This is a genomic window from Empedobacter sp. UBA7248 (genome assembly GCF_002472945.1).
Lineage (GTDB): Bacteria > Bacteroidota > Bacteroidia > Flavobacteriales > Weeksellaceae > Empedobacter > Empedobacter falsenii_C.
The window spans coordinates 25,903-51,771 of record NZ_DKSU01000015.1 but is presented as its reverse complement, the minus strand read 5'-3'; the positions used below and the strand labels follow the sequence as shown (position 1 = coordinate 51,771).

Sequence of the window (25,869 nt, the reverse complement as noted above, 5' to 3'; positions counted from 1 at the left end):
AATTTCAAGTTTCAGTCTAATATACGAATATCATACCAAAATCTCAAAAATGTTAAAATTCGTTTCTACAAAGGTTTTGAAAAGATGAAGCCAAGTAAAGAATTTGTTTTAATTTTGAGAAATAATTTGTTTACACAATTCTCAAAAAATAATTCAATTTGATTTCTCAAAGAACGATAGATATAATTTTCGAAACAGCTCGTGTAGAAGAAGTTGTTGGTGATTTTGTAACCTTAAAACGTGCAGGTTCTAGCTTAAAAGGACTCTCGCCTTTTGGGAACGAAAAAACGCCTTCTTTTGTTGTTTCACCTGCCAAACAAATCTGGAAAGATTTTTCTTCTGGAAGAGGTGGAAATGTTGTGACTTTTTTGATGGAAGTTGAACAATTTACTTATCCAGAAGCCTTGCGATGGTTGGCAAAACGTTATAACATCGAGATTGAAGAAGATGGTGAATACACTTTTGAGCAACAACAAGAGGAAAAAGATCGCGAAAGTTTATATATCTTGACTGATTTTGCGAAGAAATTCTTCACTAATCAATTGCATAATTCGGAAGAAGGGAATTTGATTGGATTAAGTTATTTCCGCGAACGTGGCTTTACCAAAGAAACCATCGATATATTTGAACTTGGTTATTCGCCAAAACAATGGGATGCTTTTGCTGAATATGCCTTAAAAAATGGTTATTCGAAAGAATTGATTGAAGAAGCTGGTTTAGCAACTTTCAAAGAAGATAATAAGAAATATGACAAGTTTCGCGAGCGTGTTATGTTTCCTATTTATAGTTTTTCAGGTAGAACATTAGGTTTTGGTGGACGAATTTTGCGAAATGATGCCAAAGCTGCTAAATATTTAAATTCTCCCGAAAATAAAATTTACCATAAAAGTAAAACGCTTTACGGATTATTTCAGGCGAAACAACACATTACAAAAGCTGATCAATGTTTCTTGGTCGAAGGTTATACAGATGTTTTGTCGTTGCATCAAGCCGGAATTCAAAATGTAGTAGCGAGTTCTGGAACAGCACTTACAAATGAACAAATTCGTTTGATAAAACGTTTGACAGAGAACATCATTGTGATGTACGATGGTGACAATGCTGGTATCAAAGCGTCTTTCCGTGGAATTGATATGATCTTGGAACAAGAAATGAATGTCAAAATTCTTTTGTTACCAGAAGGCGAAGATCCAGATTCGTTTGCGAAAAAACATTCGACAACTGAAATCGAAGCGTATATAAAAGAAAACGCATCTGATTTTATTCGTTTCAAAGCAAATGTTTTGTTGGAAGATGCGAAGAATGATCCTATCAAAAAAGCTGAATTAATCAGAGAAATTGTAAAATCGATTTCACTTATTCCGAATATTATCAAGCAAGAAGTTTACATTGCAGAAACTTCTAAAATAATGGAAATTCGAGAAGAAGTTTTGTTCAAAGAATTGGCTCAATTGCAAAATTCTGGCGATAAATCGACTTCTTCGTCTTCTCATATTACCGATAATGCGCGAACTAAAAAACCTGCTATTTCGGTTGTTCCGTCTACAAAAGAAGTCATCAATGTTCAGCAAACTGTAGAAAATGAAATCATTAAGTTGATTATGCAATTTGGTGATTTAGAAGTTGATTTGAAGAATGAGAACAACGAGCTATATAAAACAACAGTTAACCAAGAAATCATTTCTCAATTTGATGAAAACGAGTTAAGTTTAAGTAATCCTCTTTATCAATCTATTCTAGAAGAAGTGAAAGTTGGTTTGGGAAATGATGAATTGCGAACAGGAACTTATTTTTCTCGATTAACCAATCCAGAAATTGTACAGCTTGCTTCAGAAATGATGTTAGAAAAACATAGTTTAAGCGAAAACTGGACAGTAAAGCAAGGCATCAACATTAAGAAAAAAGAAGAATTTGTGCACAAAGATTTATTTGATGTTTTACTTCGCTTCAAAATTATTTACATAGATAATATGATTAAAGAATTGATGCATCAAACAAAAAATCCTGAATTATCAATCGAAGAAACAAGTCAAATTCTTCAACAAATTATGCATTTTACTGGATTAAAAAATATCTTAAATCAACATCTTAATCGCGTCATTTAATTTAACATTTACTTGTTAAAATGTTAATAGATTGATTAATAAATATTTACGCAATAATTGTAAATAATTCTTAAAAATTTTAATAAGTAACTATATTTTTAACTTATAGTTAACAATTCTTTCTAAAGCTACTAAACATAGACATTTAGGTATCTTTTCTTTTCTAAAAAACATTAGAAAAAACTATGCATGTACAAACAAAATCTATTATGCTTATTTTAGATAAAGATTCAGAAAGAACTAAAGAATGACAAAGAATATTTTAACATTATTAGTAATGCTGATGATTATCCCAATGGCTCAAGCTAAAGGAAAATCAAACTTTTCAATAGAAAATCCGTTACCAGTTGCTATAACTAAAAATTTGAAACTTAATTTAATCAATAAATTTTCAGATTTTAATAAAACAGATAATACTGCGATTTCGGAAATTGTTGAAAAAGCTGGAAAAAAAGTAAGTGGAATTGTATCATGGTATGCTGATAAATTTCACGGTAAAAAAACTTCTAGTGGCGAGTTATATAACAAAAACAATTTAACTGCAGCACACAAAACTTTACCATTCGGTACAAAAGTCAAAGTAACTAATACAAATAACGGAAAATCTGTTGTTGTAAAAATAAACGATAGAGGACCACATACAAAATCTCGTTTATTGGATTTGAGTAAAGCAGCGTTTACTTCTATAGGTTCTACTAATGCGGGAACATTGAACGTAGAAATGGAAGTTGTAGAGTAAAACAATTTTTAGATATTAAAAAGAAAAGGATTGAACAATGTTCAATCCTTTTTTATTTTAGTCATCATAATGTTTATGATTTCCTTTCTTTTTATAATAATTTCCATTATTTTTCTTTTGTTGACCTGGTGCATATCGTTTTGCAGATTTATCACCATGTACTTTTTTGTGTTGACCTGGTGGTAAGCTACGATGGTCGTCATATCTCACTTCGTATTTCGGATATTTCTTATACTTCTTTTTGTGTTTATGCTGATGCTCTAACCCATATATAGTTGTAGAACCATCACACGATACCAAAAATAAAGCAGCGAAAGCAAAAACGGCAATCAAGTTGATTTTTTTTAATACTGTTAGTTTCATAATCATATTCATTATATTCATTTTGAGATAAGACAATAACCTTACCAAAAAAGACTTTACAATATTTTAATGAATATACTGATTGGAATAGTATTTGAGAATCAATAATTAAACTATTAAAATTATGAAAGAAAAAATCCAATACCGCTACAAAACAACGAACGAAGCTTTAGACGAACTAAAAGAAAATGGTTTTACTATTGACTATAATATCGAAAAAGATCAATTAAAACAAGCTCCTGAAATCTTTGATATCGTATGCATTTATCGTTACGAAGGAATGTCTGATCCTGATGATGAGTCTTCAGTTTATGGTATAATTAATAATCAAAACGGAGAAAAAGGTGTTTACGTGGTTGGAAATCTATCAACAGATGACGATGTCGATCATTTCTTGGTTGATTTGGAAATAAAACGTAGAACAATTCAAGAATAAAATAACAATTATTAATCAAATAAAAAAAGCTCGATGCATTTGCATCGAGCTTTTAGGTTTTATAACATCTTTCTGATTAGAAAGGATATTCATAAATTTTTGATTCGTGGAAGTAAGGGTGACCTTTTGCTTCTAAGTTTAATTTAGAAACTGCATTCATAACTACGAATGTAAATAATCCTCCGATTCCAACTAATGCTCCAATTTCCATTAAACCAAAGTTGTGGAATGGTCCAACAGCTGCAGGCATAATTTGGTTGTAGAAATCCCAGTAGTGTCCAAAGATGATAACGAATCCCATCGCGAAAACGATTTGGTAACGACGTTTCATGCTTGATGAAATTAAAATCAAGAATGGAGCTACTAAGTTAATGATCAACATCCAGAAATATAATGGGTATTGCGCCATACGTTGTTGGAAGTATTGAGCTTCCTCAGGAATGTTTGCGTACCATTGTAACATGAATTGACAGAACCATAAGTATGACCATAATAATGAGAAACCGAACATGTATTTTGTTAAATCATGTAAGTGGTTATCATTAAATAATGGTAAAGCGTTCTTTCTTTTTAAGTAGATAGAAATAATTGCCATAATAGAAACCGCAGAAACTAAGTATGAAACCATTCCGTACCACATAAATAATGAAGAGAACCAGTGTGGATCTAAAGACATCACGAAATCCCAAGCAAATGCTGCAGAACAAATTGCGAAAATCACTAAGTAAATTACTGATTTTTTGTACAATTGAGCGTACACTTTTAAGTCTCCGTTTGTCTCATCTAATTTACGTGTTGCGTTTTTAATTACTGGTAACATTAAAGATAATACTACTAAGTAAATAACACAACGTACTAACCAAAAGTTAGGGCTTAACCAAAGTTGAGCTTTGTTCGCCATGAAGATATCATACTTCTCGCTATCAGGATTTATTAAATCAGCATCCATCCAGTGGAATAAGTGATTCATGTGAAAATAAGATCCTAAAACGATGATAGCTACAAGTACAGAACCAACTGGTAAAAATGATGCGATAGCCTCCATAACACGAGATACTACCATAGACCAACCAGCGTTAGCTACGAATTGAATACATAAGAAAAACAACGCAGATGCCGCAATACCAAACGATAAATAAGCTGGTACATAGAAAGCAGCCCAAGGTCTGTTTTTCAATAAATTTGTCAAATGCTCCATGTGTCCAGCATGATCTGTGTTCATAGATGCATAAGAATCTGAAATGTAGTCACCAAAAAATTGAGTTGGGTGAGCTTCAATCAAACCGTTAATATATTCAGTTGAATTAGCAACATCTTGTTGATGTAAGAAAAATCCTATCCCGTAAAGTACAACACCTATAACAGCTAAGATAAGTGATGCATTTTTTAATCTTGGGGAAAATGTATATTGCATAATAATTAACTTATTTTATTATTTATTAGTTGCTGTTTCAGTTTCTGTTGCAGGTTTTGCTTCAGCAGTTGCTTCTCCGGCTGGAGCAGCGGCAGCTGTAGTAGCACCTTTCAAACTCATTACATATTCAGCAACTCTCCAACGGTCTGCAGGAGTCAATTGAGATGCGTAAGAACCCATCGCATTTTTTCCGTACATAATTACATGATAAACAGAACCTACTGTAACATCTCTTTCGCTATAATTAGGAACACCTGAATAAGCTTTAGATTTTACGATTGATCCTTGTCCATCACCAGCGTCACCGTGACAAACTGCACAGTTTTGTCCAAACAATAACTTACCTCTTTCTAAGTCTGCAGCTTTGTTAGCGGCATTCAAAGGAGAAACAGTTACTGCTTTTGCTTGTGCATAACCAGCGTTATTGTTTTTGAAAGTCCATGGTAAAATATCACCATCTGTTCTTGCAACAGCACCTTCTACAGATTCTAATGCAGACATATTATGATTTTTACTTAATACAGGAACTTCAGAGTTTTCTTCGTCATGAGGGTAACCAAAAGTTGCCTTTTCGTAAGGATCATATGCCGTAGGATAATACATATCTGGCATATATACGATACTTGCGTGACGTTTTTTATCAGAACAAGAAGTGATAATAATACTTCCTAATCCTATAAGTAATGCTATCTTTTTCATTATGCTTCTTGTACTAAATTGTTAACACTTGGTTCTACGACTACATCACCTTTTACAGTTACTTCTTCAGCACCAGTTTCTACAAATACATTTTTGATTTTCTCAACATCAGCAGTTCTGATTTCGATTAAGAATTTATCATCTGTTGTACGTGGATCTGGGTTTTTAGCTTTAGCTCCTGGGTACATTTTGTTACGCACTAAGTATGTTAATGACATAAAGTGCGCTGCACAGAATACTGTCAACTCGAACATAATAGGAACGAAAGCTGGCATATTCTCACCCCAAGAAAAAGATGGTTTCCCTCCAATATCTTGAGCCCAGTCATGGTTCATAATAAACCATGTCATCAAAGATGCTAACGTTGTACCAAATGCACCGTAGAAGAAAGCAAGGTCAGAAATACGAGTTTTCTTTAATCCTAAGGCTTTATCTAAACCGTGTACAGGGAAAGGTGTATATACTTCATCTATCGTAATACCTTGTTTACGAATAGATTTTACTGCTTTTAATAAATCATCATCGTCTCCGTAAAGACCATAAACGATTTTAGTGTTCGTGATGCTCATCTTCAGTATGATGTTTTTTATAGCTTTCGCCTGATGATTTCAAAATAGTTTTTAATTCAGATTGTGAAATAACTGGGAATGTACGCGCGTACAATAAGTATAACACAGAAAAGAATCCCATAGTACCTAAGAAGATACCTACGTCTACCCATGAAGGCATAAACATTGTCCAGCTCGATGGTAAATAGTCACGAGATAAGTTGATAACGATAATATCAAAACGCTCGAACCACATACCGATGTTAACTACGATAGAGATAACGAATGTCCAGAAGAAGTTTCTTCTGATTGGACGAATCCATAATAATCCTGGTACTAAAACGTTACAGATAATTAACGCCCAGAATGCCCACCAATAAGGTCCTGTTGCTGCTCCTGGAGAGAAGTATGTAAAGTCTTCGTAACGAGATCCTGAATACCAAGCGATCCATAACTCTGTTAAGTATGCTACTGCAACCATACCACCTGTTACAACGATTACAATGTTCATGTACTCGATGTGTTTACGTGTGATATAATCTTCGTAGTGTAAAACTTTACGCATTACACTTAATAATGTTTGTACCATCGCGAAACCAGAGAAAATAGCTCCAGCAACGAAATATGGAGGATATACTGTTGAATGCCATCCTTTGATTACCGACGTTGCGAAGTCAAAAGATACAATCGTGTGTACCGAGAATACTAACGGTGTACATAAACCAGCTAATACCAAAGATAACTCTTCGAAACGTTGCCAGTGTTTTGCTCCACCACCCCATCCGAATGATAAGATTCCGTAGATTTTCTTAGCGAATGGTTTTGTTGCACGGTCACGTACCATAGCGAAGTCAGGAATTAATCCCATCAACCAGAAAACTGTTGATACAGAGAAATACGTAGAAATCGCGAATACGTCCCATAATAATGGTGAGTTAAAGTTAGGCCATAAAGATCCAAATTGGTTAGGAATTGGGAATACCCAGTACATTAACCATGGACGACCCATGTGAATTACAGGGAATAACGCTGCCTGTACAACGGCGAAGATCGTCATGGCTTCCGCAGAACGGTTAACCGACATTCTCCATTTTTGACGGAATAATAATAAAACGGCTGAGATTAACGTACCAGCGTGACCGATACCTACCCACCATACGAAGTTGGTGATATCCCAACCCCAGTTAATCGTTCTATTCAATCCCCATACACCAATACCAGTTCCTACTGTATAAGCAATTGCTCCAACACCAAAGATGAATGCAACCATTGCTATACTGAAACATGTCCACCACAATTTACTTGCTGGCGTCTCAATTGGACGAGCAATGTCTACTGTGATATCGTGGTAGGTTTTATGTCCTAAAATAAGGGGTTCTCTTACCTGTGATTCGTAATGTGACATATTTGTTTACCTTATTAATTCTTTACTAATTTAATTAAGCTTGTTCTTTTCTGTTTCTAACTTTTACTTGATAGATAACGTTTGGTTTTGTACCAATTTCTTCTAATAAAACATAAGAACGTTTATCTTTCGATGCTGCTCTTACTTCAGATTTATCATCATTGATATCACCAAATTTCATCGCACCTGTTCCACAAGCAGCAGCACAAGCAGCAGCAGCCATAAACTCTTCGTCTTTAACTACTCTGTTCTCTTTCTTAGCTTTTAAGATTGCAGCTTGAGTTTGTTGGATACAGAATGAACATTTCTCAATTACTCCTCGTGTACGTACAACAACGTCTGGGTTAAGTACCATACGACCTAAATCATTGTTCATGTGGAAGTCGTATTTGTCATTGTTCGCCCAGTTAAACCAGTTGAAACGACGTACTTTGTAAGGACAGTTATTTGCACAGTAACGAGTACCAACACAACGGTTATAAGCCATCATGTTTTGACCTTGACGACCATGAGATGTTGCACCTACTGGACACACAGTCTCACAAGGAGCGTGGTTACAGTGTTGACACATTAATGGTTGGAAAATCACATCTGGATTTTCAGCCTCTGGCTTAATTAAACGTGTATATTGTTGTGGTTCGTTATCTGGATCAGATTCTAACGCAACTTTTTGAGTTAATTTTCCGTCTTTATCTTGGTAAGTAACATCAGAGTAGTAACGGTCAATTCTTAACCAATACATATCTCTCGACATACGCATTTGCTCTTTACCAACAGTTGGTACGTTGTTTTCTGCTTGACAAGCAATCACACACGCTCCACATCCTGTACAAGAGTTCATATCAATTGTTAAATTGAAGTGAGGTCCTGTAGAACGATCAAAACTAGCCCATAAGTCAACTTCACCTACTGGAGAATCTCCTCTCCATGTTGGCATCTTCGCAACTGGATTCCATTCTTGACGATCTGTGTTGATGAAATCTGCTAAAGAAACTTCTCTTGCAATTTCGTAACGTCCCATCAATGTTGGTTGCTGTTGCATGTTAGCAAATTCGTGTTTATCTGAACGAGAAGATTTTTCAATCTTAACATTAGATGCACCTACATTACCAGTGTATAATGCGAAAGCATTAACCCCTACATTGTTTGCAACTTTACCAGCTTTTGTACGACCGTAACCGAAAGCTAAACCTACAGTTCCGATTGCTTGACCTGGTTGGATGAATACAGGAACGTTTTCTAAAACTACTCCATTAACAGTTAAGTTTACATACTCACCGTCAAATTGCATTCTTCCGTTTGTAACGTTGTAGTTATCTTGAATTTTGATTCCTAATTTTTCCGCATCATTTGGATTAACTGTTAAATAGTTATCCCAAGAGTTACGTGTAATTGGATCTGGTAATTCTTGTAACCAAGGATTGTTTGCTTGTGTACCATCTCCTAAACCAGCTTTAGAATAGAATTGAATTTCCCATTCTGTCGCTTTAGCTCCTGCTAATTTTGTAGCAGCCGCTGCAGCAACACCAGTGTTAGCAGTAAATGCAGATGTTTCAGTCGCTTCATTATAACCATTGTATAATGCTTTGTTAAAATCTACACCTAATTTTGGTAAAATAGCTGATTCCCAGTTTTGTTTTACATATAAGTAATATGGAGAAACTTTTTGTCTTGTTGCAGAAACCGCCATCACCATAATTGGATCATTTGGATCTTCTACTTCTGTTACTTTAGTTACTCCTGTCATCCATGCGATTAATGAATCTTGGAATTGACGAGAATCAAATACACGTGGAATTGTTGGTTGTTGTAATGAATATACACCTGTTAATGGGTTGAAATCATTCCAAGACTCTAAACCGTGAGTAACTGGAGCAATAACGTCCATTACTGATGCAGTTTCGTCTAATTTTTCAACTAAACCAACTTTAAGTCCAATGTTTTTGAAAGCTGCTTCAATTTCTTTTGCATTTTTAGCATTGTAAATTGGATTTGTTTGGAAGTTTAATAAAACCCCAACTTGTCCAGCTTTAGCTTCTGCAACAAATTGATTAAATACAGCATCGTTAGACTCTTTTAATAAAACAGCTTTATCAGAAACTGCAGCTGATCCTAACAATTGGTTAATTGCGTATGCAATTGCGTATGCTTCTTTCGAACCATCTGCCATAACAACAGCTTTAGAACCTTTTGCTGTTAATTCAGCAGCAATAGCTAACGCTTCTTTAGAAGAAGCTGAACCACCTGCTAATTTATTATAAACTTCAGCCAATACTTTTTCAGTATCAGTTGGTTTTAATGGATAACGTGTATCAGCATTTGCACCTGTTAAAGATAAAACAGATTCTACTTGGATGTGACGCATCATGTTTGCTCCTGGTTTACGAGCAACACCATAATCACCTTCCATTCCACCACCATTGTAATCACCTAAGAAATCTGCGTTGAAAGAAACAACTAATTCAGCATTCTTAAGATCGTAGAATGGGATTTCTCTTTTTCCGTAAACTTCTTGCGCTGCGTCTAATGCATTCGTAGAAGAAATTGCATCATAAACAACATGTTGAGTTGTTGGATATTTTGTTGCAAACTCAGCAATCAACTTTTTAGTTGTTGGTGAAGGTAAAGAAGAAGTTAAAATAACTACTTTTTTCCCTCCTACTGATGCTAATGCTTTTGTTACACGTGCATCAAGCTCTTTCCAAGATGTTGCTTTGAAGTTTTCACCTGCGTTTGTTAAAGGTGATTTTATTTTATCAGAATCGTATAATGATAATACAGATGCTTGAACACGTGCATTTGTAGAACCATAATATTTTGCGCCTTTGTTTGCATCAATTCTAATTGGACGACCTTCTCTTGTACGTACTAATACGTTCGCGTAATCGTATCCATCAAAAATTGTAGATGCATAATAAGTAGGTACACCAGGCATAATGTTTTCTGGTTTCACTACATAAGGAACAGATTTTACGATTGGAGCTTCACAGGCTGCTAAAGTAACAGCAGCTGTACTGAACCCTAAAATCTTCAAAAAGTCACGTCGTGAAGTTTGACTATTCTCCATGGCGTTATCATTCCCTAAGAAATTATCTACAGGAATTTCTTCTGCAAATTCGTTGGTAGTTAACTTTTCATTTAATGTATTGTCAGTTAACTCCTCAAAACTTTTCCAGTAATTTTTCTTCGAAGCCATTTATACTCCTCTCTTTTTTATATTAATAATGACATTTACCACACTCTAAACCTCCGATAGCATCAACTGTAATCTTAGTTGCGTCACCGTACTGTTTTTTCAGTTTTTCGTGTAGTTCTGCGTAATATTCTTTGTTATACTCGTTGTCCATATCTACCTCAGTAGTTCTGTGACACTCGATACACCATCCCATTGTGAAATCATTCGCCATTTTTACTTCGTTCATTTCATCAACACGTCCGTGACATGCGAAACAAACTTGGTCTCCTGATCCAATGTTCAATTCTTTAGCATTTGGAATAGTTCCATCTTTAATTGCTTTCTTAATCGCTTTCTCTCCAGCTACAACGTGTTGTGCGTGGCTAAAGAATACGAAATCTGGCATATTGTGGATACGTACCCATTCGATTGGTTTTTGTGGACCATCGTATTTGTTCGTTTCTGGATTCCATCCAATAGCTTTATACATTTTTTGGATTTCTCCTGTATAGAAGTTCTTAACAGCTTCCTCATCAGCGAATTTACCAGAAGTGATTAATTCTTCTTCGAAGTAATCTCCTTTGTATTCTTTGATTGTTTTGTGACAGTTCATACATACGTTTGGTGAAGGAATTCCAGACACTTTACCGTATTTAGCAGAACTGTGACAGTACTGACAATCGATACCTTGTACACCTGCGTGAACTTTGTGAGAGAAATAGATTGGTTGTTCTGGCTCGTAACCTTTATCAACACCAATTCCCATTAATCCCCAATACACATTGTACAATGCAAAGAATGCTAATACTGCGATTAACACACCACCAACTTTTTGGTATTTTTGGAAGAAGTTTGCGAAAGAAAAAGCAGCTTTTTCTTCTTTAGAATCTAAATCATCAGTTGCAGTTGCTTTAACTAATGCATTAACGCGAACCAAAATCCACAATAATAATGCTGCTAATACAACAAATCCAACTGCGATAACTCCTGTTCCAGCACCACCTCCGTTTCCGGCAGCAGCAGCTTTAGCAGCAGCAGCTTCTTTCTTTTTTGCAGCTTTTGCATCATCAAAAGCCTTTTTACCACCATCAGGATCGGCAGTATACGCTAGAATATTATCAATATCACCGTCAGATAAGTTAGGAAAAGCTAACATTTCAGTGTTATTGTACTCAGCGAAAATTTTGTTTGCATACGCATCTCCAGACGCACGTAAAGCTTTGTTGTCCTTAATCCAAGAGTGTAACCACTCTTTTCCAAGTCCAGCTTCTTCTTGTACGCGTTTCTCAACATTACGTAATTCCGGCCCAATTAATTTACCATCAATCTGGTGACATGCAGTACAGTTGGCTTCGAATAATTCGTAACCTTTACCTGCATCTTGGGCATTTGCTAAGGAGAACGTCGATAGTATTATCGCGCAGCTCCATAAACGTATTCTTTTTAGAAATCTTGCCTTCATTTACTTAAATAATCTCAGTTCGTTGTTTCTTTTAACTCGTTTTTATTTGAACACTTAACTAACAGCAAAAATAGCTTCAATACTTAATAAAATCATAAAGTTTACATACTGAACTTTGTCATTGAGCTTAATTTAAAACGTTTCTAAATTAATTGTTAAAAAATATTGCTGTATAAATATTATCTATTTGATTTGATAGAAAAGATTTAGAACAAGAAAAATTGCTATTTAACATAATTTAAAAAATAATCATTATTGTTTTTATTATAATCTGCCAATCGATTTTACGAAACAACAATCAAATATTTGATTGTTAAAAAAAATTGGAACAATATTCGTTGTAAGAAAATAAAAGTCTATAAAATTTAATAACTTAATTGTAAAAAGTATATTTGCACAAATTAATTTCATCTTATGAAAAAATTTATCTTTTTATTCCTTATTACTTTTTCTTCTTGTGTTTTTGCTCAAGATAAAATTGATACTGTTCAAATCATCAATAATGGTACATTGAATATGGAAATTGATAGTAGAATAAATAATGTATTAAAAGCAAAAGAAGATGCTGTTTGTAGTTATACCACTACTGTAAAGAAACCGACAGAGAAAAAAACAGTTATACAATCTAATGATCCTTGCGCAGGTACACCACAGGTTAATGGTTTCAAAATTCAGATTTATTATTCGAAAGATAGAAAAGATGCAGAGAAGGTAAGAAATGAATTTGCACGTTCTTATCCTGACTTATCATCGCAAACAGCTTATTTCTCACCAGACTATCGCGTTTTAGTTGGAGATTATTTTACAAGAGCATCTGCTTCGAGAGATATTCGTCGTTTGAAATCAAAATATAATAGTGCATTTTCTATTCCGTTCAAGGTTTTATGTAGAAAAGCGAAGTAATATTTTATAAAAAGGAAAATGTATCCTTATCACAACAAAATAAAACAGCGAATAAAGAATGGTGAATTAGTTTCGTTTGAGTTTGTAGAAAAATATAAAAATATTTCTCCATGTTTAGTTTTATATTTCAAAACAGAACCTTTTATAAGACCTATTCGCGAACATCGTTTTTCTGAATATAGACTATTACTAAAAATAGAAAACGATTAACTTTCTTTAGAAAGTTAAAATTTATTCGAAAAAATAAAAAAAGCGTTATCAATTTTCTTGGTAACGCTTTTTTATATTTTAATGGTAATATTTAGTAGTTGATTCATGCTTTTGTTTTTAGTTGTTCAGAATTCTACCTCTGCCCTCAATTTCTAATTGGATAAGTATCGATGCTAAATTTGTTTGTACAAATCCCAAATTGCCTGCAACTAAAACTCCTTTTTCTCCTGTCGATATTTTTTCGATTCCGTAAACACTTGATTCATCTTCAGGATTCGAATTTCCTTCGTAACGATAGATATAAATAATTCTAAAATCGTGCGGATGATCAATCAAATCGCTTTCTAATAAATTAAAATCTTCTTGATATCCTTTTTCCGCAAGTTCACGTAGCGCAACACTTGACGTTTCATAATTAAATTGCCTTCTTTCAAACATAAAATTTATTTTTACTTGGTTAATAATTATAAATCTAATTAATTAATAGACAGAAAGTTGTTAAACATTCGTTAAGTATTTGAGCGCATAAAAAAATTAACATACTTAATGATTTATTGTATTCAAAATAAGTTCTTATTTTTGACAAAAAGATACAATGATTTTAGAAAAATTAAACCAAAACGAAGCTAATTTTGCGGATGTTATCGCGCATATTGAAGAAAATTATACTTATAGCGCTTCTGCTTTTGTAAATGGAAATCAGGAAAATGCTGCGGATCAAAATCAAGGAAGTGCTAAAGTTTTTGCATTCGCAAAATTGAATAATTTTTCTGGAGATGATACATTAAAATTATTTGCCGAACATTATCAAGCGGTTTTAGATACGCCAGAAGGAACAGACCACAACAACATTCGTCAATTTATGAAGAACGGTTGGAATGGTGTCAAATTTGAAAACGAAGTGTTGAGAAAGAAATAATCTCGAAAAGAATAATTAGAATAAAAAAAACGTCTTACATAATGTAAGACGTTTTTTGTTATTTAACTAAAAAGGCGCCATAAAACTAATCGTATAATGATCGATGGTTTCTCCATTTAAATCTTTCAATTCTAAAATAACTGGTACTTTATAAGATTTAAGTTCACTTTTAGGTATTTTAATATCGATTAAACCTTGTTTTAATTCACCTTCGTCTATCTTTATAAATTTATCAGGTTCTACCAACAACACCGTTTTTCCACCTTTAAAACCATTTACGTTCACCACCAATTTATAAGGCTTGTTCGTTTTATTCATCAAACTATATTGCATTGTATTGATGATATAATCTCCTTCTACTACATAATCTTTTCCTGGAACTTGTAGAAATTTCACTTCAACATCACTTCTATTCAACATAAAAATTGTCATAGCAGAAATCATTGCGACTAAAATGAGTGAAAAAACAATTGATCGTCCGTTTATTCTAAATGGTTTTCCTTGTGCAATATTTTCTTCTGATGCATATTTTATTAAACCTGTAGGTAAATTAATTTTTACCATTATTTCATCACAAGCATCCATACAAGCTGTACAATTGATACATTCTAATTGAGAACCATTTCTGATGTCAATTCCTGTAGGGCAAACCGCGATACATTGTCCACAGTCGATACAATCTCCTTTCCCAACAGCAACACGATCTTCACCTTTTCTAAATTTGCTTCGACCACTTTTTCCTTCTCCTCGAAGATAATCATAAGAGACCTGCATTGTTTTTTTATCAAGTAAAACACCTTGTAAACGCCCATAAGGACAAACCAATGTACATACTTGTTCACGAAACCACGCAAATACGAAATAAAATAATACACTAAAAATAAATAATCCTAAAAACTTTCCACCATGTTCAGTAGGACCTTCTTTATACATTTGTATCAAGACATCCATTCCTATTATATAAGAAAAAAGAATGTTTGTTGCTAAAAACGAAACAATATAAAAGACAAACCATTTGCCTCCTCTTTTCAGAATTTTCTCTTCATTCCAATCTTGTTTATCTAATCGTATTTGTTTATTTCGATCACCTTCTATCCAAAATTCTATTCTTCTAAATACTCCTTCTAAAAAAATAGTTTGAGGACAAACCCATCCACAGAAAAGCCGTCCATAAACAGAAGTAAAAAGTATGACGAAAACCACACTTACAATCATACCAAAAGCAAGCAAGAAAAAATCTGTTGTAAAAAATGGATAACCAAATAAGATAAAATTTGTATTAAAAACATCAAATTTAAAGATGGGGTTACCATTTGGTAGTTTTATAAAAGGAATAACAACTAATAGAATCAGCAATATAGAGTATACAACTGTCCTATAATTTGTAAATTTTCCCGATGGTTTCTTTGCATACACCCATTTTCGGGTTCCTGATTTTGTAAACGTCGCTACTTCAGTTCTAAATTTCTCATTTTCGGCAGCTAAATTATTCTCAAAATCAGTTTTGTTCAACTCGTTCATATTACTCTTGATATTAGTATACAAATTTACCACCAGAACACCTCTAGAATCTGGCACTATTTATGGTATTTATGGTAGTATTTACGGATTGATATAAATCATTAATTCATAAAGATTTACTAATATACATCTAAACTACCTACTTATGAAAAAATTATTAACCTTCTTTGCTTTATTGATTACTGTTTTCACTTTTTCTCAAAACATCTACAATTCTAATAATGTAGATAAATTTGCTGTTTATCCAGATTGTAAAGATGAATCAGATAGTTATTTAGAATGCTTTAAAAATAAACTTAACGAAGAGGTTTCTGATAAATTATCAAAAATGACATTGGATAAAATATTACGTGGATCTAGTGATTATTTTGCAAAATTGAATATTGTTATTGACGAAAATGGATATTTTACCAATATAACGTCCCAAGGAAACGAAACATTAGCTCGAATTTCTACTCAAATCCTTTATAGAATAAACAGAGAACAAGAAGAAAAGTCAACAAAGATAAAACCTGCTTTGGTTAATGGAAATCCCGTAAAAGTGTATTTTAATATTTCAGTTCACTATACCAACAAATAAAAGAATGTCAAAAGTTAAAAATAATATTGTTTTCTGAAGAAGGAAATCATTAACCTTTTAAAATCAACATATTTGCAAAAGGCGTGATTCTTTTATTATCAACTATTTTTAATCCTGCTTCTGAAATTGCCTTTTTCCATTGTTTTTCGCTTAGAAAATGAAATGCTCCAATATTAAAAAACAAAAAGTTAGTTGTATCACGAAATTGTTCTGAAAGGATAATTATTCCATCTTTTTTCAAAATCCTTTTGGCATCTTTAAAAAACAAAACTCTTTCTGTATGCTCCAAAACTTCATGAATAGCCGTAATTGCAAGAATTACATCTTGAGAATTATCTTCAAAAGGTAATTTATTCGTATGAATTATTATTTCTTTTGGATTGGGTGGAAATACTTTTTTCGAAATTTTAATTCCACTTTCGTGCTCATGTCTATTTCCATAAATATCACAGACGGTCAAATTGATAGTCGGATATTTTTCTTCTAAATTTATAGACAAAGGATCAAAACTTGCGTGAATTAAAACGACATTCTCAACATTATTAAAATCAGCAATTTCATTCAATTTATTTATCTCATATAAATCTGATTTATCGTAAAGTATATAAGACGCGAGAATTGAAGCAATAATATTTAGCAATATTAATCCTCCCACAATATTAAATAGCATCTTGATAAATGTAGAAACTATAAAAAATGATAATACAAATAGAAGAATTGAAACGATTACTCCTAAAAGGATTTTTTTGTAATTGAATAGAATGACAAGTTTTGTTATTTTCATTAAGATTGATTAGGTATTCATAAATTTTAAATCAAGATAATGATGATTTATGTCTTCTGGATTTATGTAAAATATTGTTTCTTTTTGTTGAATAAACCATAATAAAATATTATCGTACTCCATTTCAATTTTTTGTTTATAATGAATTACGGCATTTTTTTGAGGATATGGAATAATAAAAATTACATCTATATAATTAAAAGAATTTTGAACTAATTTAATATTTTTTAAATCGACTTTTAAAGCTATCTGACTACTTTTCCTTACAGAGGTTACTTGATTATCAATTTTAGGACTTTTATCCATATAATTGTTAATAACAACGTATAAAACAAAGGGCAAACATAAGATAACTCCTAATAAAGCAAAACCAGGATTCATTTCTAATTTTCGATGTTTTCCACCAATTCCCACAGCAATAAACATAATACCTAAAAATAAAATAATTGATAAAAAGAAATAACCAATCCATCTTAGCACTTTATAAACAATAAACACATCTCTTGTCTCTAATTGCTCGATAGGTTCTTCTATATATTCTATTTCATCATAGTTGATATTACTTGGGAGATTAATAATTTTCATATTTTACCATTTTATAGGATAAGCTTTTGAATGATATGTTTTAGAATCTCCTTCTCTTGTGGTAATTATCAATGAATCTCCATCAGCGTTTAATTCATTAAATACTTCTGGAAAATCTTTCTTGAATTGCTGATAAGTAGTTAATTGAATAGTATCTTTAAAAATATTCCCTAATTCTTTTGAATAATTATATTTTTCTAGAATATTTTTTGCTTTTAGATTCGAAATATTTATTTTTCTATTTACCAATAATAATTTGATTTGATTATAATTATCTTTTTTAGGTTTTAATGGTCTTAAATATTTAGTTTTGAAATCATCATTATATATAATATAATTTGTTGGATATATCAAAATATTATTATCATATTTAAAATCAAATTCTAAAAATGTAGTTTCATTTAAATTACTCACTCTAATTTCTATAGGGATATTTAATCTAACACTATCTTTATATTCACCTTGAATATTACATGAAATTGTAATTTTTTGAATTGTGTTTTCTTGATTAAAAATAACTTCTTTATTAGGTATGCAACTAATTAAGAAAAGTGTTGCAATAAAAAATTTATTCATATAAAAAATCATTAATTTGTAGGAAAAAATATTGTTTCTATCAAAGCTATATCATCTTGTATTGAATCATCATTTTGCCATTTCTAAAGAATTTACCAATCAATTCTAAACTTTTCAAATTTAAATTTTCTATCACCTTTTTTTGAATAATAAATAAGAAGAGTATCATTTTTTGAATTTAGTTTATTAAATAAATCTGGTTTAATAATTTTAAAATCTTTTATACCTCCAACAAATACAGTATCTCTAAAACGTTTTTGCTTTGATTCCATATTCATTTTTTTCAAAACTTGAGTTAATTCGTTATAAGATATATTGATATTTTTATATAATAATAAATCTAAATTATAATCAGAATCTTTTTCAAATCTAATTCCTGATGTAGGGAAAAATTCTTTATTTGCTTTAGTAAAAAAAGTATAATCTGTTAACAATCCTATAATTTTTTTGTTCTCAAAATACTGTATATCTGCAGATGAAATTTCTTTTTCAAACTCTAATTTTATATTCTTAGGTAAATATACTCTCACACTATCTTCATAATATGGATTAGATAAAAGAAATATTCTTTCATTTGAATAATCTTGATGATAATTTATTCTTGATTGATTAAATTTAGAACCACAGCAAATGAAAATTAATAAACTAAATACGAAATATATTATGATTTTTTTCATGATTAATAATTGGTAAATATTGTTTCTATTAAAATAATATCATCTTTTATTGAAGAATCAAATTCTTTTTTATATAGGATTGTAAATGGTTTGACATTATTAAATATTTTGATTTCTCCAGAATGAAATTTTTGACTTCTTATATTCTCTTCATTATACTCTGATTTTTGCAAATCTAGTATAGTTTTAAATTCTCCCATCATCAATTTATTATATGTTTCTTGAGTTATTTCTATGAAATCATAAATCTTTTCATCATCATTATTCTAAGTTAACTGGTATGGATAGTATATGTAATTCTTCTGGATTATCTAAATATTCATATTTAAATAATATTTCATCTTTTTTAAATACGTTCAATAATTGATATAATGCCTGATTATTGGTTATAGTAAAACGTTCTTTTTCTTTAATGGCAATATTATTATTAATTAAGTGCCTAAAATCTTTTGCTATCAATCGTGTAATATATATAATATCAAAGTTTATTGTATCATTTAAGTTAAGTTCATCTTCTCTAAATATACTACCACTTGTCCCAAAATTATTATTTGGATGTTTATGATAACTTACACTCTCCAATTTTAAGGTTTTATCACTTTTTAATACATATCTTTTTGGAAAAGTAATAGTAGTAAATAAACTATCTGTTTTTGGTTTTAAGCCTATTGTTTCAATTTTAATAGGTTCTTGATTTTTTATTTCCTCTAAAGTGTCTACACTTTGTCCTTTACAACTAAAAAGAATTAATACTAGAAATAATACTACTTGTTTCATTATTCTAAGTTAACTGGTATGGATAGTACATGCAATTCTTCTAGATCATCTACATATCTATATTTAAATAAAATTTCATCTTTTTTGTAATTCTTTAAAACTTTATATAATTGGTGATTATTTGATATTTTAAAATTTATCTTTTCTTCTAATTCTACATTATTAATCAAATTTTCAAGTGTTTTTTTATGAATAAATGTAAAATAAATGATGTCATATTTTATTGTATCATTAAAATTTAAATCGTCATTAAAATGTATTCGTCCACTAATATCTAGATTCAAAATATCCTTATAGTATTCTATATTTACAGGTACGTTTTTTTTATTAATCAATAATATATTCTTTTTAGGAATGCTAATTTTGACTCTTAAGCTATCTGAATTATTTTTTGTAGGTAATATTTCAAGTGTGTTATGCTCAGAACTCTTCAGTATTTCAACTTTGTCTATTTCTTATCCTTTACAACTAAAAAATATTAAAGATATTAGATATAAAATGAGTGTTTGTTTCATTATTCTAAGTTAACAGGAATCGACAATACTTGTAACTCTTTAGGATTAGCTAAATATTCATATTTAAACAATATTTCATCATTTTTAAATACGTTCAATAATTGATATAATGCCTGATTATTGGTTATAGTAAAACGTTCTTTTTCTTTAATGGCAATATTATTATTAATTAAGTGCCTAAAATCTTTTGCTATCAATCGTGTAATATATATAATATCAAAGTTTATTGTATCATTTAAGTTAAGTTCATCTTCTCTAAATATACTACCACTTGTCCCAAAATTATTATTTGGATGTTTATGATAACTTACACTCTCCAATTTTAAGGTTTTATCACTTTTTAATACATATCTTTTTGGAAAAGTAATAGTAGTAAATAAACTATCTGTTTTTGGTTTTAAGCCTATTGTTTCAATTTTAATAGGATCTTGATTTTTTATTTCTTCTAAAGTATCTATTGATTGCCCTTTACAACTAATAAAGATTAATACCAGAAATAATACTATTTGTTTCATTATTCTAAGTTAACAGGAATCGACAATACTTGTAACTCTTTCGGATTATCTTCATATCTGTATTTAAATAAAATTTCATCTTTTTTAAATACGTTCAATAATTGATATAATGCCTGATTATTGGTTATCGTATAAGTTTTTTTTCAACAATAACTTGATTATCAATTATTTTATTAAAATCTCTTACCTTCAATACTCCATCATAAACAATATTAAATTGTATTGTATCATTTAAATTAACAAATTCCTTTCCTATCACAAGACCACTTGTTCCAAAAGTCGTTTGCGGATTTTTATGATAATTAATATCAACTAATTTTAGATTTTGATTACTTTTTATTTTATATCTTTTTGGCAGAATAAAAAAAACAGCTAATTCTTCTGAATTAAATTTTTTAGCTACTATTTCTATCTGATTTGGAGTATTTCTTTTTATTTCTATTAAAGCATCTACATCTTGACCTTTACAACTAAAAAGAATTAACATGAGGAATAATGCTATTTGTTTCATTATTCTAAGTTAACTGATATGGATTTTGCTATTATATTTTTCAAATCATTTTCATGATAATATCTAAATCTAATATCATCTTTTTTAAATTCAGTTAATAGTTTATAAACTTCTTTTGTATTTGATGTTTTATATACTATATTTTTTTTTAAATTATTATTATCCTTTATACTATTAAGCTGATTAAGATGAATTAATTTAAAATATTCAATATTAAATTGAATAGTATCCTTCAAATTGATATCATTTTTTAAATTAATAATTGCATTATTATTTTTATCATATATTAATTTATAATAATCTATACTTAATAATTTTAATTTTTTATTACTTTTTAAAATATATTTTTTCGGCAGAACTATAATTACTGATAAACTATCTGTATTAGGTTTCTGCCCTAACACTTCTATCGTAATAGGCTCTTCATTTTTGATTTCCTCTAAAGTGTCTACACTTTGTCCTTTACAACTAAAAAGAATTAATACCAGAAATAATACTATTTGTCTCATTATTCTAAGTTAACTGATATGGATTTTGCTATTGTATTATTTAAATCATTTTTATGATAATATCTAAATCTAATATCGTCTTTTTTATATCCTTCCAAAATGTTATAAATTTCTTTATTATCAATTACTTTATAAATTTCGTTATTTTTAAAATCAGTTTGATTCGTTATTTTTTTAAAATCTTCAATAGATATTAATTTATAATAAAAAAGATTAATATTAATACTGTCCTCTGGATTAATAATTTTATCATAAATTATATAACCTGTTTGATTATTATTATGAGGATGATTATAATAATTAATATCAATAAATTTTATTTTTTTACTACTTTTTAATAAATATGTTTTAGGTATAGTAAAGGATGTAAACAGACTATCTGTTTTAGGTTTTAATCCTATTACTTCTATCTTTATTAATTCTGAATTTTTTACTTCTTCTAATGTATCTACACTTTGCCCTTTACAACTAAAAAGAATTAAAATCAGGAGTAATGCTATTTGTTTCATTTTTCAGGTTGTATTATAATACTTTCTATTATAAAAATATCATCATTAATTAATTCATCTCTTTGTTTTCTTATGATTAGAGAATACTTTGTTTCGTTAATTTCTTGACCTTGAATTTTTTTTTCATAAATGGCATAGTCATCATTTATTCTAATTTTTTCTAAATCAATAATATTCTTTATTTCTCCTTTCAACAATTTATCAATAGTTATCTGCGGAACATCTTTTATAAACTCATAATCTTTATAATCTGTTTCTCTACCAAAATGCAACAAATTCCTTACTTGTGTTAGTCCACTTCTTTTGGCATTTTCTAGTTTTATTATTTTCAGTTCTTCGTACATATCGTCGAACTCTTTTACAATATCCATCGATATCCATTCTAGTACAGCAAAACCAAATGCCAAAGGAGCAGCCATAGGAATCATGCCTACAAAAGAAGAAAGGCTTGGTTTATTGAACTCTCCATTTTCACTGATTACAGGTATCATTTCTTTCATTTCTGTAAGCAATTGATAAGAGCCATATACTAAATTAGCATCTCTTCCGTATTTCAAAACTTTATTGATAGAATTATATGAAATTATCCCTTTATAAGATTGATCAAGTTTTATTGTCTTTAAAGTTTCTTCTATGTAAACCATTTTGATTGGCTTTGTTGTTTTATAAAAATGTTCTACTTCATTGACTGTGAAATTTTTAAAATTATGTGCTCTTGTACTAAAGTCTATTCCTTCTGTAAATACTTGTTTCTTAAATAAATTAACTCCTTCTATTGAATTAAAAAATGTGGTTGTTTTTATTTTAACAGCTGCAAACTTTTTAAATGATATATCATCTTTATCAATTGCAAAAAGTATAAACTCGCCTAAATGATTAAATATTTCTGGAAAATTGTATTGATTTTCCACTGAAAATGGTTTTATAAACAAATTTTGTTCAGAACGTTTTACCTTCAGATAATCTCCAAAACTATTAGGTAAATGAACATTCTCTTGGTCATCGTAACCACATTTAAAATGTAATTCCAAATCACCCCCTTCTTCATTAAAATACAATGTTTCTTCGTTAAACAAATTATTCAAACCCCAATCTAAAGAAATTTCTATATATCCTTTTCCTTCTTTATCCAACTGCATAGTTGTTATTTCATTGTTTCCTCGCATTATTCGGATATGATCGTCTGTAGAATAATTAGCTAATCCAAAAGTCAAAGGAATAGGAATAGAATAATCATGTTCATACAAGGCTATCGTAATATTTTTTCCTTCAGGTTTTTCTATATTTTGTGTTTGTACATGAAAACGAACTACATTTAGTATTTTAGCTTCTTTAATAGGTTTATCTTCTTTATCTGTCCACCAACCTTTTACAAAATATTTATTTGGCGGTGGTGGATCTTTTGGAGTTCCAAAATTAGTACCTCCATCTGCTGTAAAGTAACTTCCGTTATTAGCATATGCAGAAAAATCATTTGTATAAACTTCCCATTTTTCGCATTCTATAGAGTTAGTTCCTTTAACAATTCGTGTAATTTTTCCTCCTGCCATAATTAATGCATTTTTGTTCCTTCACCTCCATTATTATCAAATGAACCCTGACTATGTATTTCATTTTTATTTTCAGAAATAATCTTTTTATCACTTGATTGGTCTAAAACTTCTTTTGATTTAGACGTTTTATTACCATTGGCAATTTCCATAATATTAGCAGCCATCAAACTATAATCTAAAATTGCATTATTAGTCATCATTCCTCCAGCAGTTGCTATATAATTTACACCTACACTATTTGTAAAATTCATGCCTATAGAATTCATTTGGTTAATCCCAACACTTGTATTCATATTCTCTTGAACATCGATATTAAAATTCTTACATTTTATATTAATCGTTTCAGGAGCGGTAATATTGATATTACTACCAATAGTATCGAGATGAATTTCATTACCTGATTTGTCAGTGATGATGATGCTTTCGTCTTCTGTAAAAACAATACGATGTCCACTTCTTGTCTGTATAGATTTCACACTATTATTCGCACCACCACCGAGTCCAACTTTTCCGTGGAACATACCACCCATCACAAAAGGTCTGTCGGGATGATTGTGTACAAAGCCAACCATTACTTGGTCTCCAACTTCAGGAATTGCAACATACCCACGATTTTGCGTCACTTGATCTGTACCTCCAGCATCAGGCGACATCATGCGGATAAAATTTGTTGTATCATGCAATTGCCAATCAAATTTTACGGTCACACGACCTTGTCCTTTAGGGTCAGTATTTGAAATAACAGTTGCAATCTGTGGTTCTGCTTTTGGGATTGTAAACTCAGGTTTTGGTAAAAATCCAGTATCCGAAGCAATCGCCTTGAAACGTCCAGTATAATGTCCTAAAGTATCAATATCATGCTCCACATCCGTAATCATAATTCGAGTGAAGTACGATGTTTTGTTGCTATCTTGTTTGCGCATTTCTAAGTCAGCCACACAACCAGGATACAAAAATGGAATCGTTGTAGAACCACTTACCGTAAAGACTTCAACACCTTTTTGTCCCGATTCGCTTTCTTGCGCATTTACTACATCTTTATCCGTATTTGCTTTGATTGGTGCAACTTGTAAAGCTTTAGTTTTAAAAATATTCTCGTTGTTTTTATAAGCTGTTTGAGCCAAATCACTTCTGTGTTTAAGCGGTGTTTGACCAGAAGTTAATTTTGCATTATCACTACTATTATAACCATAAAATTGAGGTTTAGTATGCACCGCATTCAGCTCAATACTGATGTCGTTTACATTTCGTCCGTAAACCAAATTAAGCGGTTTATTTTGCGGTGGCAATTGTCCAAAATGCAAGACCTCACCATCATAAAAAAATTGTTCACCATAAGCAGAAGCCATTCGAGCCAAATAATTGTAATGCGTTTCGTTGTATTGCGTGCTGTAAACGATATCCGAAGCATCTTTTGCGTCAACCCGAATATCAAATTTAGAATCTCCAAGACCTTCTTTAATCAGTTTATTCGCAATAATACTCATGTTAACTGATCTATCACCTCCGAAACTCTGTGTATGTGGTGCTCCATCCAATAAAATCGTTGGACTAAACCCTGATAATACGATATTTCCAAGACTAGAATGCTCTTGTAAATACCCAACTTTTGTGATAACTCCGACAAAAGTTCTTTCAGGACTATCCTCAATATCTTTGTAACGAATAACAACTGTTAGACGATTTCCTAAAAATTTATTTGAAGTTTCGAGTTTGTGATTTTCATAATTACCAAAGGTATCATGATCCAAAACTAACTCGAATTGATGATGGGTTTGGCTATGTTGTTTTAAAGAAAAATGCTTGTAATGCGGAACAATTTTACCATCAATTACGATTAATAATTTGGCTAAACGATTAATTCCAGCGACTTGGCTAT

28 protein-coding genes are annotated in these 25,869 nt (G+C 30.7%); 6 read left to right on the top strand and 22 right to left on the bottom strand.

Annotated elements, in window-relative coordinates; genetic code table 11:
• Positions 1–158: 158 nt before the first annotated feature.
• Together dnaG and B4A23_RS14130 are read left to right on the top strand one after the other, a co-directional pair.
• On the top strand, positions 159–2,105 hold the full coding sequence (gene dnaG / locus B4A23_RS14135) for a DNA primase (RefSeq protein ID WP_291120914.1): 1,947 nt from the start codon (positions 159–161) through the stop codon (positions 2,103–2,105).
• Between the two features lie 247 nt (positions 2,106–2,352).
• Positions 2,353–2,844, top strand: coding sequence for a septal ring lytic transglycosylase RlpA family protein (locus B4A23_RS14130; protein WP_286479718.1), 492 nt, complete (start codon positions 2,353–2,355; stop codon positions 2,842–2,844).
• Positions 2,845–2,901: 57 nt separating this feature from the next.
• On the opposite strand, the gene B4A23_RS14125 is transcribed toward B4A23_RS14130, so the two are convergent.
• On the bottom strand, positions 2,902–3,207 hold the full coding sequence (locus B4A23_RS14125; RefSeq protein ID WP_291120912.1) for a hypothetical protein: 306 nt from the start codon (positions 3,205–3,207) through the stop codon (positions 2,902–2,904).
• A gap of 124 nt (positions 3,208–3,331) precedes the next feature.
• Between B4A23_RS14125 and B4A23_RS14120 the strand changes: the two genes are divergently transcribed.
• The gene (locus B4A23_RS14120; protein WP_291120909.1) at positions 3,332–3,643 is read left to right on the top strand and encodes a hypothetical protein; all 312 of its coding nucleotides are present in this window, start codon (positions 3,332–3,334) and stop codon (positions 3,641–3,643) included.
• 76 nt (positions 3,644–3,719) lie between these two features.
• On the opposite strand, the gene B4A23_RS14115 is transcribed toward B4A23_RS14120, so the two are convergent.
• From B4A23_RS14115 to B4A23_RS14090, 6 genes are read right to left on the bottom strand one after another with little or no spacing between them, the layout of a single operon-like run.
• Entirely contained in the window at positions 3,720–5,057 is a 1,338-nt protein-coding gene (locus B4A23_RS14115; protein WP_114999477.1) for a hypothetical protein, read from the bottom strand.
• A gap of 18 nt (positions 5,058–5,075) precedes the next feature.
• Complete coding sequence (locus B4A23_RS14110; protein ID WP_286486256.1) at positions 5,076–5,756, bottom strand: c-type cytochrome; 681 nt, start codon at positions 5,754–5,756, stop codon at positions 5,076–5,078.
• A complete protein-coding gene (locus tag B4A23_RS14105) occupies positions 5,756–6,325 on the bottom strand; it encodes a DUF3341 domain-containing protein (protein ID WP_221627898.1) in 570 nt (189 codons plus the stop codon). The genes B4A23_RS14110 and B4A23_RS14105 overlap by 1 nt, the downstream gene beginning before the upstream one ends.
• Positions 6,306–7,709, bottom strand: coding sequence for an NrfD/PsrC family molybdoenzyme membrane anchor subunit (nrfD, locus tag B4A23_RS14100; protein ID WP_038336919.1), 1,404 nt, complete (start codon positions 7,707–7,709; stop codon positions 6,306–6,308). Before nrfD ends, B4A23_RS14105 begins: the two co-directional genes overlap by 20 nt.
• Before the next feature lie 34 nt (positions 7,710–7,743).
• Entirely contained in the window at positions 7,744–10,905 is a 3,162-nt protein-coding gene (locus B4A23_RS14095; RefSeq protein ID WP_291120907.1) for a TAT-variant-translocated molybdopterin oxidoreductase, read from the bottom strand.
• 22 nt (positions 10,906–10,927) lie between these two features.
• Entirely contained in the window at positions 10,928–12,346 is a 1,419-nt protein-coding gene (locus B4A23_RS14090) for a c-type cytochrome (RefSeq protein WP_180906121.1), read from the bottom strand.
• Positions 12,347–12,760: 414 nt separating this feature from the next.
• Between B4A23_RS14090 and B4A23_RS14085 the strand changes: the two genes are divergently transcribed.
• Complete coding sequence (locus B4A23_RS14085; protein ID WP_286496029.1) at positions 12,761–13,249, top strand: SPOR domain-containing protein; 489 nt, start codon at positions 12,761–12,763, stop codon at positions 13,247–13,249.
• A 327-nt stretch (positions 13,250–13,576) separates the two neighbouring features.
• Here the strand turns inward: B4A23_RS14085 and B4A23_RS14080 are convergent, their stop codons facing one another.
• On the bottom strand, positions 13,577–13,897 hold the full coding sequence (locus tag B4A23_RS14080) for a hypothetical protein (protein ID WP_180906118.1): 321 nt from the start codon (positions 13,895–13,897) through the stop codon (positions 13,577–13,579).
• 157 nt (positions 13,898–14,054) lie between these two features.
• On the opposite strand from B4A23_RS14080, the gene B4A23_RS14075 reads away from it, so the two are divergent.
• The gene (locus B4A23_RS14075; protein ID WP_291120904.1) at positions 14,055–14,378 is read left to right on the top strand and encodes a HopJ type III effector protein; all 324 of its coding nucleotides are present in this window, start codon (positions 14,055–14,057) and stop codon (positions 14,376–14,378) included.
• A 66-nt stretch (positions 14,379–14,444) separates the two neighbouring features.
• On the opposite strand, the gene ccoG is transcribed toward B4A23_RS14075, so the two are convergent.
• Positions 14,445–15,899, bottom strand: coding sequence for a cytochrome c oxidase accessory protein CcoG (gene ccoG / locus B4A23_RS14070; RefSeq protein ID WP_407932835.1), 1,455 nt, complete (start codon positions 15,897–15,899; stop codon positions 14,445–14,447).
• 145 nt (positions 15,900–16,044) lie between these two features.
• On the opposite strand from ccoG, the gene B4A23_RS14065 reads away from it, so the two are divergent.
• Positions 16,045–16,479, top strand: a complete 435-nt coding sequence (locus tag B4A23_RS14065; protein WP_291120902.1) for a hypothetical protein — start codon at positions 16,045–16,047, stop codon at positions 16,477–16,479.
• A 49-nt stretch (positions 16,480–16,528) separates the two neighbouring features.
• Here the strand turns inward: B4A23_RS14065 and B4A23_RS14060 are convergent, their stop codons facing one another.
• The 13 genes from B4A23_RS14060 to B4A23_RS14000 form a co-directional block, all read right to left on the bottom strand.
• Positions 16,529–17,149 carry a methyltransferase domain-containing protein gene (locus B4A23_RS14060; protein WP_291120900.1) on the bottom strand — a complete coding sequence of 207 codons (621 nt, stop codon included), beginning with the start codon at positions 17,147–17,149 and terminating at the stop codon, positions 16,529–16,531.
• A 123-nt stretch (positions 17,150–17,272) separates the two neighbouring features.
• Positions 17,273–17,848, bottom strand: coding sequence for a hypothetical protein (locus tag B4A23_RS14055; protein WP_291120898.1), 576 nt, complete (start codon positions 17,846–17,848; stop codon positions 17,273–17,275).
• A gap of 3 nt (positions 17,849–17,851) precedes the next feature.
• Entirely contained in the window at positions 17,852–18,424 is a 573-nt protein-coding gene (locus tag B4A23_RS14050; protein ID WP_291120896.1) for a hypothetical protein, read from the bottom strand.
• Between the two features lie 92 nt (positions 18,425–18,516).
• The gene (locus B4A23_RS14045) at positions 18,517–19,101 is read right to left on the bottom strand and encodes a hypothetical protein (protein ID WP_280046055.1); all 585 of its coding nucleotides are present in this window, start codon (positions 19,099–19,101) and stop codon (positions 18,517–18,519) included.
• A gap of 2 nt (positions 19,102–19,103) precedes the next feature.
• On the bottom strand, positions 19,104–19,304 hold the full coding sequence (locus tag B4A23_RS14040) for a hypothetical protein (protein WP_280046056.1): 201 nt from the start codon (positions 19,302–19,304) through the stop codon (positions 19,104–19,106).
• A gap of 58 nt (positions 19,305–19,362) precedes the next feature.
• Positions 19,363–19,878 carry a hypothetical protein gene (locus B4A23_RS14035; protein WP_291120894.1) on the bottom strand — a complete coding sequence of 172 codons (516 nt, stop codon included), beginning with the start codon at positions 19,876–19,878 and terminating at the stop codon, positions 19,363–19,365.
• Positions 19,878–20,213, bottom strand: a complete 336-nt coding sequence (locus B4A23_RS14030; protein WP_291120892.1) for a hypothetical protein — start codon at positions 20,211–20,213, stop codon at positions 19,878–19,880. The genes B4A23_RS14035 and B4A23_RS14030 overlap by 1 nt, the downstream gene beginning before the upstream one ends.
• Positions 20,214–20,392: 179 nt before the next feature.
• Positions 20,393–20,908, bottom strand: a complete 516-nt coding sequence (locus B4A23_RS14025; RefSeq protein WP_291120890.1) for a hypothetical protein — start codon at positions 20,906–20,908, stop codon at positions 20,393–20,395.
• Between the two features lie 124 nt (positions 20,909–21,032).
• Positions 21,033–21,419 (bottom strand): hypothetical protein, encoded by a 387-nt coding sequence (locus B4A23_RS14020; protein ID WP_291120888.1) that lies wholly within the window; start codon positions 21,417–21,419, stop codon positions 21,033–21,035.
• Positions 21,419–21,928 (bottom strand): hypothetical protein, encoded by a 510-nt coding sequence (locus tag B4A23_RS14015; protein ID WP_291120886.1) that lies wholly within the window; start codon positions 21,926–21,928, stop codon positions 21,419–21,421. Before B4A23_RS14015 ends, B4A23_RS14020 begins: the two co-directional genes overlap by 1 nt.
• Positions 21,928–22,437, bottom strand: a complete 510-nt coding sequence (locus B4A23_RS14010) for a hypothetical protein (RefSeq protein ID WP_286486230.1) — start codon at positions 22,435–22,437, stop codon at positions 21,928–21,930. The genes B4A23_RS14015 and B4A23_RS14010 overlap by 1 nt, the downstream gene beginning before the upstream one ends.
• Positions 22,434–23,987: a hypothetical protein gene (locus tag B4A23_RS14005; protein ID WP_291120884.1), complete on the bottom strand. Its 1,554-nt coding sequence runs from the start codon at positions 23,985–23,987 to the stop codon at positions 22,434–22,436. The genes B4A23_RS14010 and B4A23_RS14005 overlap by 4 nt, the downstream gene beginning before the upstream one ends.
• A 2-nt stretch (positions 23,988–23,989) precedes the next feature.
• Entirely contained in the window at positions 23,990–25,852 is a 1,863-nt protein-coding gene (locus B4A23_RS14000; RefSeq protein ID WP_414647097.1) for a type VI secretion system Vgr family protein, read from the bottom strand.
• Positions 25,853–25,869 lie beyond the last annotated feature (17 nt).

What these genes read in the sequence shown, in the direction of transcription:
- B4A23_RS14130 (WP_286479718.1), top strand. Translation starts at nt 2,353, where the DNA reads ATGACAAAGAATATTTTAACATTATTAGTAATGCTGATGATTATCCCA.
- B4A23_RS14125 (WP_291120912.1), bottom strand. Translation starts at nt 3,207, where the DNA reads ATGAAACTAACAGTATTAAAAAAAATCAACTTGATTGCCGTTTTTGCT.
- B4A23_RS14120 (WP_291120909.1), top strand. Translation starts at nt 3,332, where the DNA reads ATGAAAGAAAAAATCCAATACCGCTACAAAACAACGAACGAAGCTTTA.
- B4A23_RS14115 (WP_114999477.1), bottom strand. Translation starts at nt 5,057, where the DNA reads ATGCAATATACATTTTCCCCAAGATTAAAAAATGCATCACTTATCTTA.
- B4A23_RS14110 (WP_286486256.1), bottom strand. Translation starts at nt 5,756, where the DNA reads ATGAAAAAGATAGCATTACTTATAGGATTAGGAAGTATTATTATCACT.
- B4A23_RS14105 (WP_221627898.1), bottom strand. Translation starts at nt 6,325, where the DNA reads ATGAGCATCACGAACACTAAAATCGTTTATGGTCTTTACGGAGACGAT.
- nrfD (WP_038336919.1), bottom strand. Translation starts at nt 7,709, where the DNA reads ATGTCACATTACGAATCACAGGTAAGAGAACCCCTTATTTTAGGACAT.
- B4A23_RS14095 (WP_291120907.1), bottom strand. Translation starts at nt 10,905, where the DNA reads ATGGCTTCGAAGAAAAATTACTGGAAAAGTTTTGAGGAGTTAACTGAC.
- B4A23_RS14090 (WP_180906121.1), bottom strand. Translation starts at nt 12,346, where the DNA reads ATGAAGGCAAGATTTCTAAAAAGAATACGTTTATGGAGCTGCGCGATA.
- B4A23_RS14085 (WP_286496029.1), top strand. Translation starts at nt 12,761, where the DNA reads ATGAAAAAATTTATCTTTTTATTCCTTATTACTTTTTCTTCTTGTGTT.
- B4A23_RS14080 (WP_180906118.1), bottom strand. Translation starts at nt 13,897, where the DNA reads ATGTTTGAAAGAAGGCAATTTAATTATGAAACGTCAAGTGTTGCGCTA.
- B4A23_RS14075 (WP_291120904.1), top strand. Translation starts at nt 14,055, where the DNA reads ATGATTTTAGAAAAATTAAACCAAAACGAAGCTAATTTTGCGGATGTT.
- ccoG (WP_407932835.1), bottom strand. Translation starts at nt 15,899, where the DNA reads ATGAACGAGTTGAACAAAACTGATTTTGAGAATAATTTAGCTGCCGAA.
- B4A23_RS14065 (WP_291120902.1), top strand. Translation starts at nt 16,045, where the DNA reads ATGAAAAAATTATTAACCTTCTTTGCTTTATTGATTACTGTTTTCACT.
- B4A23_RS14060 (WP_291120900.1), bottom strand. Translation starts at nt 17,149, where the DNA reads ATGCTATTTAATATTGTGGGAGGATTAATATTGCTAAATATTATTGCT.
- B4A23_RS14055 (WP_291120898.1), bottom strand. Translation starts at nt 17,848, where the DNA reads ATGAAAATTATTAATCTCCCAAGTAATATCAACTATGATGAAATAGAA.
- B4A23_RS14050 (WP_291120896.1), bottom strand. Translation starts at nt 18,424, where the DNA reads ATGAATAAATTTTTTATTGCAACACTTTTCTTAATTAGTTGCATACCT.
- B4A23_RS14045 (WP_280046055.1), bottom strand. Translation starts at nt 19,101, where the DNA reads ATGAAAAAAATCATAATATATTTCGTATTTAGTTTATTAATTTTCATT.
- B4A23_RS14040 (WP_280046056.1), bottom strand. Translation starts at nt 19,304, where the DNA reads ATGATGGGAGAATTTAAAACTATACTAGATTTGCAAAAATCAGAGTAT.
- B4A23_RS14035 (WP_291120894.1), bottom strand. Translation starts at nt 19,878, where the DNA reads ATGAAACAAGTAGTATTATTTCTAGTATTAATTCTTTTTAGTTGTAAA.
- B4A23_RS14025 (WP_291120890.1), bottom strand. Translation starts at nt 20,908, where the DNA reads ATGAAACAAATAGTATTATTTCTGGTATTAATCTTTATTAGTTGTAAA.
- B4A23_RS14020 (WP_291120888.1), bottom strand. Translation starts at nt 21,419, where the DNA reads ATGAAACAAATAGCATTATTCCTCATGTTAATTCTTTTTAGTTGTAAA.
- B4A23_RS14015 (WP_291120886.1), bottom strand. Translation starts at nt 21,928, where the DNA reads ATGAGACAAATAGTATTATTTCTGGTATTAATTCTTTTTAGTTGTAAA.
- B4A23_RS14010 (WP_286486230.1), bottom strand. Translation starts at nt 22,437, where the DNA reads ATGAAACAAATAGCATTACTCCTGATTTTAATTCTTTTTAGTTGTAAA.
- B4A23_RS14005 (WP_291120884.1), bottom strand. Translation starts at nt 23,987, where the DNA reads ATGGCAGGAGGAAAAATTACACGAATTGTTAAAGGAACTAACTCTATA.